Below are 12,753 nucleotides of genomic sequence, written 5' to 3' on the forward strand. Positions count from 1 at the left end.
AATTGTTGGCTGTATTTGTACTGAATCAATACGCTATTTTTAATAAAAGTATGAAAAGTGAAAATTTCAGCCAAAGGATTAAGCAATAAAACCTAACAGCCATCATCATGTTTATTCTTAGTATCGCACTCCTACTTATCCCATTTTTTGCAACCATCACGCCATGGCTTACCCTTATACCCATTGCAATATGAGAAACTCACGGTTGGGCATTAAAAATTCAACAAAATGAACAACAAATTTTAGTCAGAAAAAACAGGTGGTTGAAATTTAGCTTTTACACTTAATGAGTCAGCCTTATATGTAGGAGGTGCCTTAGGTGCCGGTATTGGTAGAATATTCTTTTATTTCCAAGTTCCATTATTTTTACTGCCCAAGCTTGCCAGCGCTGTTGTTTTTATTGGTTTTATTTATCACTTAATTATATTTTAAATGCTTAAAAACTCGATCACTCAATCGACTTACTAAAATAAGGTTTTAACTACAAAAATAAAGAATAAATTACATCCAATAAAGACCCCAAATAAAAACCCGCTATAGACTAAGCAATTCACCATGCGATAATAATCATATAATTTAATTTAATAATAAATTTAATTAACAATTAAAAATGTTTAATTAAAAACAAAACATAATAAATCTATATAAAAATTTAAAAACTTCAATTCCACTTAAATACAATTAACATAAAATATCCATTAAATATAAAATAAAAAATGTAATTATTAATATTTTGTATCAATTAAACTCCCCTGAGAATTGCATCATAAATCTAATTTTGATAAAAACTTAAATACAAAAAACTTGAGCATGCATTCATGAAAAAAATTAAAATATTAGGTGTTGTTTTATTTTTATTAAGTTCAACAGCATATACAGATAATCTAAATATTAAATCATATGACACCTTTAAAACAGTTGAGCATATATCATCAGACACAACAATACAGTCTCAATTACGAATAGTACTGGGTCAAGATTATTCAAAGTTTTATCAAAATATAGAAACTTATGCTTCTCCATACAAACTAAAAACTGCTAATGCACTTTATTATGAAGGAAGAAATAAAGAGGCTACAGCCTATTCAGCAGCGACTATTTATGAGGATGGAAGAATATTTGCTGCGACATTTGATCAGGAAAATAATATTCTAAAATATTTTACAAATGATGCTAGCTGTACAACAGATTTACACCCAACAATCAAAGCCTTTTCAAAACAATTTATCACTCCTAAAATTGTTTACGCTAATTCAAATAACAATTCAATTCTTAGATTTAATATTAATCAAAAATCCAACTGTAGCTCCTATATTACGCCATCAACTCAACTACAAAGTAAAATTAAATCAAGAGCCTTCGGTAATCAAGAAGCTGCAAGAAATGTTGCAACAGATATATGGAATGCATCTATTGCAAATTCTTGGGATTATAATGAAGAAATTGGAGTAGTTTTATCACAAGCAATCAACGCTATTAAAACTTGTTCTGCTAATTTTAATTTAGTACCAAAGCCACCTGGATATGGATCAGCTCCTGGACTTAAATATATCGGAAAATATTTCACTAACATCTTAGCTTATATTACTGGTGTTAAAACACAACCAATATATAGAACTTGTATTGTCACAGTAGCAGCGAGCTATAGAACAGCTATGCAACTTGCCTCATTAGGAATATAGCTAAATTGAGCTTATCAATTTGGATTATACTATTCTTTATTAATTCATTATTTTGGAAATGGGTTATCTCTTGGGGTGGTGCAGAATTGATTAAAGGCTGGAAAGCTGGTCTATTTTTTGATTGGCTTGTTGCAGATTTAAATACTGAACAAATTAGAGCCTATGCTTTATTGGTTTGGATAGTTTCAGGAATTTGGTTCCTTGTAGGAATTTTTATGCCTGAACTTAGATTCTATAGTTTGAGTCAATAAAAAACGATTGTCCAATCAAGTGATAAAAAATTCATTCCAGCAGGTTGGCGATCTATAGGAGTATGGCTATATTGAATAAAATCTTTTAGGCCTTGCTCACCAAAATGTAGGTGGATAACGTCTAATTGCTGGCTTGTTAATTGAATATTCTTATTTGTGATGTTACTTGGCTGAAATGCCAACAAAGAACAGGACATTACTGTCAAAAAAGTTGCAATAAAACTGAATCTCATATGTATCACTATGATTTACCCTTATTTCTATTTAAATATTTTTATTTATTTCAATCATAAAACCTAGACAATCTCTCTTATTATCTCCCAAAGCTGGAAATATAGCCCAATGCTTTAACAAGGTTATTTCAGTAAATCCTGTTTCAATCAGAACCTTTCGTGATTTCACATTTTCTGCATCATAAAAAGTCTCAATTCTTTTAAGCCTACTGTTATTTTTTAAATAGACAATGACAGCAGTGATCGCCTCTCTCATAAAGCCCTGCCCTTGAAACTCACTTCCAAGCCCAAAATGAATTTCGCCATAATCTCCTTTGTGAATAAACATCACGAGCCCTATGGCTAAATTGGTTTTGCGCTCGCCAATAATCCAAGCAAAATCTTTATCATTATTCTCCCATTTTGACCACTCCAATTTTCGAACATACACTTCGTTTGCTCAATATTGGCATGGGGTAACCTTTGTAAGTATTTCGAAGACTCCCTGTCTCCGCAATACTCATTAAAAATTGAGATTTCATCACCTTCAACAAACTTTCGTAGAATCAAACGATTTGTTTCTACTGGCTTAACTAAAACGGTGTAAGTATCCATACATACTCACCTTTTAAATTGAAAAACTTATTCTGACTTTGCCATCAATGCTTCAATCTCTTCAATCGATTTCACCACATTTTTAGTCAAGACCAAAGGACCCTGTTCAGTTGCAACCACATCATCTTCAATTCGGATACCAATACCACGCCATTTTGCATCCACTGTTTCATCATCAGGTGCAATATATAAACCGGGTTCTACAGTAACAACCATACCCTGCTCATAGCTACGCCATTGACCATTTTCATCTTTATATGCGCCAACATCATGCACATCCATACCGAGCCAATGCCCTGTACCATGCATATAAAACTGACGATAGCGTTCAGATTCAATAATTTGATCGACATCACCTTGCATAATACCAAGGTTGACCAAACCTTCCACCATGATCCGTACTGCAACATTATGCGGTTCTTTATAAGAATGACCGATTTGAATTGCATCAATCGCAGCAATTTGTGCATCTAAAATAATTTGATATAGCACTTTTTGTTCAGGACTAAACTTACCATTTACAGGAAAAGTACGGGTGATGTCTGAGGCATAGCATTCATACTCAGCAGCCGCATCAATCAACACCAAATCACCATCTTTTAAGGGTTGATTGTTCTCAACATAATGTAAAATACAGCCATTTTTCCCACCACCCACAATACTGTTATAGGCAGGTACACAACCCTTCTGACCAAAGATATAATTCAACTCAGCTTCTAAAGCATATTCCATCATCTCAGGATGAACTTTTTGCATGGCACGCATATGTGCATCTGCACTGATATTTGAGGCGATTTGCATCAATTCAATTTCTTGAACCGACTTATGCAAACGCATTTCATCTAAGATTTGATCAAGTTGAATCAACTGCGCTGGAACGCCAAAACCACGTCCAGATTCATTGGCTTTGGTGATCCAAGTACTGACCTTGGCATCAAAATCTGCACGTTGACCAATACGATAGAATAATTTTTCTTTATTTAAAATTTTGGCAATAATTTCTTCATCAAGCAAATCAATCGCATAAGCTTCATCCGCTTCATAATCATCAACCGCACCATCGATTCCAGCGCGGTAACCATTCCAGATTTCCATTTCACGATTACGTTCACGACAGAACAAGCTATAGATATATTCCTCACCTGCTTCGTCTGTTTCTATCACTGCGACTGCTTGTTGTTCCGCGAAACCAGTTAAATAGAAAAAGCTACTGTCAGCACGAAACTTATAATCTGCATCTCGGTTACGCATGACTTCTGGACTGGTTGAGATAATTGCAATGCTATTGGGACCCATTTGTTCAGCGAGGCGGTCACGACGTTCCTGAAAATCTGCTTGAGTTAATTTCATTCTCTATTCAGCTTGTATTTCAGATGATTAATTTGGAAGAAGCTTTAACTTACAATTACGCTTAGATGAATGCAAATACTGATGATTCAATATCTGCATTTTTTAAAGTAATTGTATTATTACTCTCGTTCTGCGCTAAACCTCGACAACAGAACAAGGGAAACATTCCAGGCTAAAAAAATTAACCCTTTGCTGCACGACTTGATTCAACTTCTATATTTTCAAAGTTAATAACCTGACGCCGCAAAGGGAGCTGTAAAACCAAGTACTCATCAAACAGATGATGTTCTTAAAGTTTAAGTTTCTTAGCTTGCTTTATCTTAGTTTTAGCTTGGACGATGTGGAGTAAACATCTCTACAACATTGTTGCTTTCAGAAGCATCAATCGCTTGTTTCATTTTGCTATGAAAATTTTGTAATAGAGGGCTTTCAGATACTGGAACTTTTTTTCGTCCCATTGATAATGACACAGGGATCAAGCGTACAAATTCATACAATTCAAGATAGCTTGCTTCCCCCTCGTCATCGTCATCTGATTCATCAAACTCAACAGACGCTACATCTTGTAAACTTTCAATGAGCTCTTGTTCATCTGCACGAATATGACCAGAAGCCAATCCAAAGCCAAGTACAACCCCAGCACACCAATCTGCCAATGATTGCACACGCTCTGCCAAAGTATGCTCATCATCTGGGAGCATCGGAAGATAGTCTAAATCATCATCCGAAAGTGCATGTGACACATCCTCAGCTTCTTCTGACAATAGCGCAAGCACTTCATCGTCTAATTTTGGAACATCAAGCGTAGATAAAATTTGTAACCATTCATCTCGAGTTGGAACTTCAGTAACACAAACTATACCTGTCAGTATGCCATGTAACTCACTCGGGCTTGAAATTTCCTCAATCCCCTCAAAATTTTGATTCCAATCTGACCAACCTGAAATATCGTCTTGCATTCGTTTATCCAATCTCTATACTTCTGTATATATTACCTTTGATTGCAAATCTGTGCGACCCGTTATGTTAGAACAATTACAGCGTCTACAGACGCATATTGGTGTTTTAAAAACACGAATTGAAACTGTTGAGAAAGAAAATGCATCGCTGTTAAAAGAAAAGGATAACAGCGAAGAGCAAGCTCATGCTCAAATTAGTCATAAAAATAGCATTATCACCCAAAAACAAGATGAAATTGATACGCTCACTGAGCAACTCTCTCAGTTACAAAATCAGTTTCAACAGCTCAATACAGATGCCACATCTTTGGCGGAGCGTTATGGGCGTTTGGAAAAAAGCTGTACCGATTTAAAAAATCGTTTTCAGGAAATTTTAGCTGAACGTAATGAATTACGCGTAGTCAAAGAAAAGATGGCAAATGAACAGCGCCATCACTTACAAGATATCAAAAATCTTCAAGATGAGCGTGAACGTTTAATTCAAAAAAATGAACATGCCAAAACAAAAGTAGAGGCCATTATTCAACGTCTTTCGATTTTAGGGACTGAACAAGATCATCATGCGCAAGAAATCCAACAGCTTGCTCATCCATCAGAGTCTAATGAGGAAGTATGAGTATGTCTGAACATGTGACTGTAGAATTACGCTTAATCGAACAAAGTTTTCGTTTAGGCACCACAACAGATAAGCAACCAGAACTAGAACGTGCGGGTCGACTTTTAAACGAAAAGTTTCAAGAGTTTCGCCGTAAAGCACCCAATGTTGAACATAATAAATTGGTAATCATGGTGGCTTTAGAACTGATGCAAGAAGTTTTAGGCATGAATAAATCGTTACAAGAATATGCACAATGCGAACGTTTATTAGAAACAATGCTAGAAGATGTTGAAAAAGCGGGATAAACCGCTTTTTTTTCGTGCAATCAAGTGGCTTTTTTGCATTGTATTTATAAATTTTGAGCGTTGGTGATTTGCCACAATCCCCAAATTATGTATACTTAATATAACTCTAGGGTGTTCGCCAGTACGTCTATTCCCCTGCCGATACTTAAACTTATGGATGTGTTCTGTATATTTTGAGTGTATGCCCACCTTGAGTGGGAAACCCATTAAGTGTACGTCGCGTCCACCTTGAACTCATCGGGTTCAGGGTAACGACCATGCAGCGGCATCTCTGGAGTGTTTTATTTTAAATAATAACAATAATTTATGTGGTTTTAATTTGTTTTAATAAATCGTTTCAACTTATCCCATTTAATGCTTTGTATTCTTCATCCTTAAGAATTGAAACAAAATCATCTTTGATTAGAATTCATCACTTTACTGGCACTAAAAGCATTTTATTATTAGTTAAGTTAATAATGAAATGATTTGGATGATCTAGACTCAAAGCTAGGTCAATTCCTAAACTCATTACAGCATTGAGAATATTCATTTTCTGTATAACAAAAAATGATTTCATTTAATTCACCAAAAAAACCCAATTAAATATTCACTGCGTTTATGAAAAAATCAAAAGTGGATTACCATCACTACGTCCACTAGAGCTGAAATATAGCTATACCCTACATGAGCTTGGTACTTAAACTTATGTTACTATCTCTGAATTCTTATGATTTCTAAGCTTAAGAGAAATATAGGAACAACACCAATCCTAAAATGATCAAAGATATGATTAGCCATACATTTATACAATTAAAACTTTTAATGAAATTCCACATTTTGCTATCCCTTAGAAATGGCTAAGGAATTCTACTTTTTGGAATTTAATTTAAAAATTATAAATTAGTCTGAGCTACAAAAAAATTCGACTGTAAAATAAGTATTTAAATATATGGCAATTATCCTAATATATTCATTTAAACACCGAATATCTATAGACATTCTTTATAGTTCATTGTAAAGCTTTTCAAAAACTCACCTTTAGCATTATTTAATTGATAAACAATATTGCCTTGTGTGGTTTTTTTAAAGACATCAGACTCAAATAAATCACTTTTACTACAGATGTTATTTTTGGTCAGATTTTTATACTTGTTTTCATCAAATTTCTCTGTTAAATCTTCTGTAGACTCAATCCCCTTTAAATCCGATATCAGCAACAATCCATTGCTGGTTAATCTAATTCTAGAAATGCTGGCTAAGTCATCTGTTCGATCAGGCTTAATTTGCGAAAAATTATAATTAATCACTTTGACTAAATCATTATACAGTTCGAGATTAATGATATTGAATTGATCATCAACTGCTCCAATTTGCAAAAAAGGTTGGTCTAATGAGCTCTGAGCTTTCAATTCAGCACATAGTAAAAAACTGAGTATAAATAATAAATTTCGCAACTTGTTTCTCCTCATCAACAATCCATCCATTGAAGTAAAACACTGCAAATACAAGTTTAAACTGCTGTATTACTAAATTCACGATAGCAGAAATACTCAATTTGTTATGTATACGACCAAAAATTGTTGCTGCTAACGTGTATATTCATCCTTTGTTCATTGAAAGAAAAAGTTAGATGCTGAATAGATTCAAAAATCTATTCTTTCATACACTAAAAAGCCCACCTTTCGATGAGCTTAAGTCTAAAAATTATGAGTTATTCCACTCATTAGAGTGAACACCCAACTCATCATCACCTGTCATCAGAACTGCTGTTAAAATTGGAACTGCTAAAATAACAGGGAAGAGAACAATCCATAGATCAATGGATAGCTGATTCGAAAAAACAAAATGAATCACGATCGCGATTAAAGCCAATATTCCAAACAAAATACTTGCGAATCGAGTGGCAAATTTTGAAAGCATTATTTATTCCCCTAGTAATTAAAAATTTTCACTCTAATAGTTATGTCCTATTTTTCGAAATTAAGCAAAGTACTTTGACAAAAACCCTAAAAAAAATATGGATTTCTATAAAATACTTTTTATTTTTTCCTTAGAGGTGAATAACTTCGGTTCTACAATCACATCTTTTTTGTCAAGCTTTCTTCAACAATTGGGAAAATGCATAATAAATATCAATAACCCAATGAATCACGAAGCATATTGATAAGCGCCTTAAGTGTAGTGGATACATGACGATAACCTGGATAGTAAAGGCTAAGACCACGATAAATTGGGCTAAACTTTTCCAAAACAATACTTAATTGTTGCATTTCCACAGCATTTTTCACCAAATGATCAGGCACAAATGCGATACCAATACCATCTATTGCAGCGTCAACCATTAATGTTTGATCTGTAAGTGTCAGTGGGCCTTTGACGTCTATCTTTTCAATAATGCCATTCATATCAAATTCCCATCGAAAGATTAAGCCACTATCAAAACGGAAACGAATACAATCATGTTCATAAAGATCATGCGGAACAAGTGGCGTGGAATTTTTTAATAAATAGTCAGGTGATGCGACAGCAACAAAGCGTGCGGTTTCAGTCAAACGGATTGCAACCATCTCTTTAGGAATATCATCTGCAAGCCGTATGCCTGCATCAAAATTTTCTCCAACGATATTGGTTAATTTACCATCACACACAATATCTAAATGAACCAATGGATAATGTTGTAAGAACTTTTTAAGAACGGGCTTTAAAACCAACCTAACTGCCCCTTCACTGGCATTAATTCTAAGTACACCACTCGGCTGATCTCTAAAATCATCTAAATGATTCAGCGCATTTGAAATATTTTCCATGGATGGTCGAAGTGAATCAACCAATTTGATTCCAGCATCAGTCAAAGAAACGCTACGTGTGGTTCGATTAAAAAGCCGAACATTTAAACGGCTTTCCAAACCTTTTATGGCATGACTAATTGCTGAAGGTGTGACGTTTAACTCAACCGAAGCTGCACGAAAGTTTCGATGAGAGGCCACAGATAAAAAAATGGTTAAAGCAAAGAGTTCACCGCTTTTCAATTGATGAGCCATTTTCACTATTCTATAAAGTTTTATGAGATTGTTCTCAATAATATATTTATATAGGCTGAATGAGTACTCAAAATTGATGATAAGGAAAATTACAATGCCCAAACATGGTAACTATGCTGTAGAAAAAATAACATTTGATTCACATGGCGATGCCGTAGTTGGCGATTTATATAAACCAAATACTGATGGGAAACTCCCTGTTATTATCATTCTTGGGCCATATTCTTTTCAAAAAGAACAGGCACCCACTCAGTATGCGACGCGTTTAGCAGATGAAGGTTTTATCACCCTCGCATTTGATCCAAGAACTGTTGGCGAGAGTCAAGGCATGCCACGACGTCTTGAAAATCCAAAAATGAAAAATGAAGATGTCATTGCTGCAATTGATTACATCTGTACCCGTAACGATATCGATACCGATAAAATATTTCTATTAGGAGTTTGCCAAGGTGGACCTGAAATGCTAGATATCGCTTCTTATGAAGATCGTGTCAAAGCCGTTGTTTCTGTTACTGGATACTATCGAGATAAAGAAACTGATTTATTTATGCTTGCGGCAGGTGTTACAGCAAATCCATTTGATGTTGAATCTGCACCTACGATCGAAGAGTTAGAAGCACTATTAGCGATCCGTTTAGAGAAAGCACATAATGCCAAAATACTTTATGAAACAACAGGTGAGGTGATCTACCAACCCTTAGTATCGCCAGACCTTGGTGATCGCGTCAAAGGCTCGAATGCAGGTTTACCTGGTCCAATTATATGGAGTTGGTATGGAGCATGGACGCTAAAAAACTGGGAGAATCGCTACGCGATTATGAGTGATCTTGATCATTTTTCTTATTCAACTGTAGCAGGTGTTGCAAAATTAAAGAAACCTGCGCTTATCATTCATTCAGATACCTGTATGAATCCAGCAGCGGCCCGTCGTCATTTCGAGTCAATTCCAACATCAGATAAAAAGCTTATCTGGGAAAATGGAACCAATCATTTCCAGTATTACGAACAACCTGACATTGTTGACAGAACAGTTGCACATGCCGGATTGGTTTAATCAACATCAAAATTAAGTCCGAATCGCTTTAGCTCTGAGCTATCAAAACAAAGCCGTTTAAAGGGCTTTTATTTCCGAAGCTTGTTGTTACTTTACAGTACACTTTTCTAGATTATGTTTTCCATTGCGTTAAACAAATGAAAAAACCACCTACTTGGTGGTTTTTTCATTAAAAAGTTAGTTTAATACTTATGCTAAGGACTCTTTGTGAGCATCCTCTTTGGTTTTCGCTAAATTTTTGCCCTTGGTTTTTTCAGCATTATTTTTATGAGACCGATAGTAATAAGCAATTGCAACGCCTGTCCCTAATAATGCTACTGTCTTAAACATGACATACCTCATACTGAATTGAATAACGTGTATTAGTGATACCATCAAATTCTACATAAAGTATTTCGATATGTGAGTTATGCAAGTTTGTGTGAAACTTTATTACATTTAATTTCAGAAATATAAGTAATTCATAGAATTTTCAGTATCATGCGTGATTGAAAAAAATCCCCCATGTAACCAAACAGTCACATGATAAGTTTTTATCATTTAGACATTCCTTTTCAGTTCAATTATTTTAAAAATGTACAATATTCATCAATAAAAACAGATTAAAAACGATGGCTTAATTTTTAGTGTTCAAGCATCCAGGATATGCTTTTCGCCCATAAAAAAAGCCCATCTAGCGATGAGCTTTTTTAAAATATCTATTACGAGTTATATCGCAATTCGATAGAGTTGATTTTGGTTAAGATAGAAAGATGAACCATCAATATTAAATTGACGATCGTCACCAGATTCTAACTCAATCTTTTTCCCTACTTCGACCCAACTCATACCAGTGCGGTTGCTTTGTTGTCTTTTTAAAGGAACGATCTTTACGCGAATTTCATCGCCATTTACTGCAGAGGCTATTGTCCAGCCATTTAAAATATTCATTTTTCACTCAATTGTTTTGAGCTTTTGCAAACAGAGAAGTATTTAACTATTAAGACCAACAGATATATTTTTGGAACTAACGATAAGAAGGCATCTAACCTTAATTTAAACTTTTGATATTTACATCAGCTTGATATTGCAGAAGTCAGAGTTGAAGCCAACCTTCAAGTCTTGCTTATATATTAAGCACATCTACTTTAGTATTTTCCATACTACGCTAAAGCAATATAATATGCAACTTAAATAACATTTAATTATTTTAAATTAAAAATAGCCTTTTATATAATGGCTTTGTGATGTTTATGTACGTGGCTGTATTTACAAATTATTTATATCGCCATTTAAAACAATACACTACAAACATTTGATATTTTTATAAATATATTTTGTCGATATAAACTCAGTCTACCGAACATATCTCCACATATGGCTCTCACAACTACCTTAGTGTAAGTAAATTTAAAGACTACTATACAGACTCACTTCACAATTTAAGAAGACTAGAATGTCATTTAAAAGTTTTTCACAAAATTCAACTCAAGCAAATTCAGATACTAAAAACGTTGAGCAAACTCCACCTAAAGATGCACCTCAAGCAACACCAGGGGCGACACCTCCTAATCCAAATCAGGACAATAAAGAAGTGAAAAAACCTGATACAACTCAACCTAAATAATATCTAAAGCTTAATCTAAAAAACTTACCGATGTTCGGTAAGTTTTTTTGTGTTTTTTATAAAACTATAATTCATATAAAAAATCAAGATTATCACAAGATGTAAAAAAGCCCACAAAAATGCGGGCTTTTAGATCGGCATGCTGCGAACTCATGCTCAGCGTTAACTGCTTAGGTTTTAAATCTATTTAGAGGGAATACGCAATTCCTGTAACAACCTAAACACTTCCGTTTCGCTTACGGATTCGATCAAAGCTAAGGTAACACAAATCAGTAGCTTAAACTGGATAAAATATATTTCATTACGCTTTATTTATTAAACTATAATTGCACCAAATTTAGACTGTGTGTTTCACAACTATAAAGATACAGTTAGACGTAAAATTTATCCCACAAAGCGTAGCCCTACGCCTGGTTCAGTTACAATATATTTGGGTTGTACAGCATTATCATTCAGTTTTCCACGTAATTTGGCCACCAAAATTCGTAGATAGTGGGTATCTTCCTGATGGGTTGGACCCCATAAATCACTCAAAATCTGAGGTTGAGTAATCAACTGACCTTTGTGCTGAGCCAATAAAGTGAGAAGTTGATATTCTTTTCGGGTTAGAGAAATAAGTTGCTGGTTTAAAAACACTTGTCTTTGGGCAAAATCAATCTTTAAAAACCCATCATCAAAAAATGCTGACTCCACAGCAACGTTTTGAAATTGTCTGAGCAACACCCGAATCCGAGCCATAAGCTCCTGAACACTAAAAGGCTTGGTCACATAATCATTGGCTCCAGCATCTAGCAATTTGACTTTTTCCTCTTCATTGGAACGTACTGACAAAACAATCACAGGGACATGCGACCAAGCCCTTAACTCAGATAAGACCTCTAAACCATCTAAATCCGGCAGTCCTAAATCTAGAATAATTAAATCAGCTCCCTGTAAAGCCAAAAGCTCTAAACCCTTTTGTCCATTTTCAGCCAATAGTGTCTTATAACCCTGCGCTCTAAGTGCAATATCAAGAAACTTACGAATTTGAGTTTCATCATCAATAATCAACACATTGGTCATGGAGCTTGTCGATACATTTTGTTCTGGCATGCTTTT

The 12,753-nt window shown here is 34.6% G+C and carries 16 protein-coding genes and 1 other RNA gene; 7 read left to right on the plus strand and 10 right to left on the minus strand.

Annotated features, from left to right (window positions below; genetic code table 11):
* Window positions 1-818 precede the first annotated feature (818 nt).
* Both ACG9ZL_RS17980 and ACG9ZL_RS17985 read left to right on the plus strand, forming a co-directional pair.
* The gene (locus ACG9ZL_RS17980) at window positions 819-1,682 is read left to right on the plus strand and encodes a hypothetical protein (RefSeq protein WP_419361025.1); all 864 of its coding nucleotides are present in this window, start codon (window positions 819-821) and stop codon (window positions 1,680-1,682) included.
* Between the two features lie 5 nt (window positions 1,683-1,687).
* Window positions 1,688-1,933 carry a hypothetical protein gene (locus ACG9ZL_RS17985; RefSeq protein WP_336953919.1) on the plus strand — a complete coding sequence of 82 codons (246 nt, stop codon included), beginning with the start codon at window positions 1,688-1,690 and terminating at the stop codon, window positions 1,931-1,933.
* On the opposite strand, the gene ACG9ZL_RS17990 is transcribed toward ACG9ZL_RS17985, so the two are convergent.
* The 4 genes from ACG9ZL_RS17990 to ACG9ZL_RS18005 form a co-directional block, all read right to left on the minus strand.
* A complete protein-coding gene (locus tag ACG9ZL_RS17990) occupies window positions 1,927-2,130 on the minus strand; it encodes a hypothetical protein (protein ID WP_336953920.1) in 204 nt (67 codons plus the stop codon). The genes ACG9ZL_RS17985 and ACG9ZL_RS17990 overlap by 7 nt on opposite strands.
* 67 nt (window positions 2,131-2,197) lie before the next feature.
* Window positions 2,198-2,581 (minus strand): GNAT family N-acetyltransferase, encoded by a 384-nt coding sequence (locus tag ACG9ZL_RS17995; protein ID WP_336953921.1) that lies wholly within the window; start codon window positions 2,579-2,581, stop codon window positions 2,198-2,200.
* 206 nt (window positions 2,582-2,787) lie between these two features.
* Window positions 2,788-4,110, minus strand: coding sequence for a Xaa-Pro aminopeptidase (gene pepP / locus ACG9ZL_RS18000; protein WP_419361027.1), 1,323 nt, complete (start codon window positions 4,108-4,110; stop codon window positions 2,788-2,790).
* Window positions 4,111-4,436: 326 nt separating this feature from the next.
* Window positions 4,437-5,069: a UPF0149 family protein gene (locus ACG9ZL_RS18005; protein ID WP_336953923.1), complete on the minus strand. Its 633-nt coding sequence runs from the start codon at window positions 5,067-5,069 to the stop codon at window positions 4,437-4,439.
* A 64-nt stretch (window positions 5,070-5,133) separates the two neighbouring features.
* On the opposite strand from ACG9ZL_RS18005, the gene ACG9ZL_RS18010 reads away from it, so the two are divergent.
* The 3 genes from ACG9ZL_RS18010 (at window position 5,134) to ssrS (ending at window position 6,254) form a co-directional block, all read left to right on the plus strand.
* Window positions 5,134-5,685, plus strand: coding sequence for a hypothetical protein (locus tag ACG9ZL_RS18010; protein WP_336953924.1), 552 nt, complete (start codon window positions 5,134-5,136; stop codon window positions 5,683-5,685).
* Between the two features lie 2 nt (window positions 5,686-5,687).
* Window positions 5,688-5,972, plus strand: a complete 285-nt coding sequence (locus ACG9ZL_RS18015; RefSeq protein ID WP_336953925.1) for a cell division protein ZapA — start codon at window positions 5,688-5,690, stop codon at window positions 5,970-5,972.
* A gap of 100 nt (window positions 5,973-6,072) precedes the next feature.
* Window positions 6,073-6,254, plus strand: a non-coding RNA gene (ssrS, locus tag ACG9ZL_RS18020) — 6S RNA.
* Between the two features lie 689 nt (window positions 6,255-6,943).
* Here ssrS and ACG9ZL_RS18025 read toward each other — a convergent pair.
* The 3 genes from ACG9ZL_RS18025 to ACG9ZL_RS18035 form a co-directional block, all read right to left on the minus strand.
* Window positions 6,944-7,408 carry a hypothetical protein gene (locus ACG9ZL_RS18025; protein WP_336953926.1) on the minus strand — a complete coding sequence of 155 codons (465 nt, stop codon included), beginning with the start codon at window positions 7,406-7,408 and terminating at the stop codon, window positions 6,944-6,946.
* Between the two features lie 250 nt (window positions 7,409-7,658).
* Window positions 7,659-7,874, minus strand: coding sequence for a hypothetical protein (locus ACG9ZL_RS18030; protein WP_336953927.1), 216 nt, complete (start codon window positions 7,872-7,874; stop codon window positions 7,659-7,661).
* Between the two features lie 212 nt (window positions 7,875-8,086).
* Window positions 8,087-8,995, minus strand: coding sequence for a LysR family transcriptional regulator (locus ACG9ZL_RS18035; protein WP_336953928.1), 909 nt, complete (start codon window positions 8,993-8,995; stop codon window positions 8,087-8,089).
* A gap of 94 nt (window positions 8,996-9,089) precedes the next feature.
* Here ACG9ZL_RS18035 and ACG9ZL_RS18040 point away from each other — a divergent pair, with 94 nt between their 5' ends.
* A complete protein-coding gene (locus tag ACG9ZL_RS18040; RefSeq protein WP_419361029.1) occupies window positions 9,090-10,049 on the plus strand; it encodes an alpha/beta hydrolase in 960 nt (319 codons plus the stop codon).
* Window positions 10,050-10,238: 189 nt separating this feature from the next.
* Here the strand turns inward: ACG9ZL_RS18040 and ACG9ZL_RS18045 are convergent, their stop codons facing one another.
* Entirely contained in the window at window positions 10,239-10,379 is a 141-nt protein-coding gene (locus ACG9ZL_RS18045; protein WP_336953930.1) for a hypothetical protein, read from the minus strand.
* Window positions 10,380-10,757: 378 nt separating this feature from the next.
* Window positions 10,758-10,979 (minus strand): hypothetical protein, encoded by a 222-nt coding sequence (locus ACG9ZL_RS18050; protein WP_004722098.1) that lies wholly within the window; start codon window positions 10,977-10,979, stop codon window positions 10,758-10,760.
* Window positions 10,980-11,484: 505 nt separating this feature from the next.
* Here ACG9ZL_RS18050 and ACG9ZL_RS18055 point away from each other — a divergent pair.
* The gene (locus ACG9ZL_RS18055) at window positions 11,485-11,655 is read left to right on the plus strand and encodes a hypothetical protein (protein ID WP_336953931.1); all 171 of its coding nucleotides are present in this window, start codon (window positions 11,485-11,487) and stop codon (window positions 11,653-11,655) included.
* Window positions 11,656-12,039: 384 nt separating this feature from the next.
* Here ACG9ZL_RS18055 and ACG9ZL_RS18060 read toward each other — a convergent pair whose 3' ends face one another.
* On the minus strand, window positions 12,040-12,747 hold the full coding sequence (locus tag ACG9ZL_RS18060) for a response regulator (RefSeq protein ID WP_336953932.1): 708 nt from the start codon (window positions 12,745-12,747) through the stop codon (window positions 12,040-12,042).
* Window positions 12,748-12,753: the final 6 nt, after the last annotated feature.

It is taken from the genome of Acinetobacter legionensis, from assembly GCF_048551735.1.
Taxonomy (GTDB): domain Bacteria; phylum Pseudomonadota; class Gammaproteobacteria; order Pseudomonadales; family Moraxellaceae; genus Acinetobacter.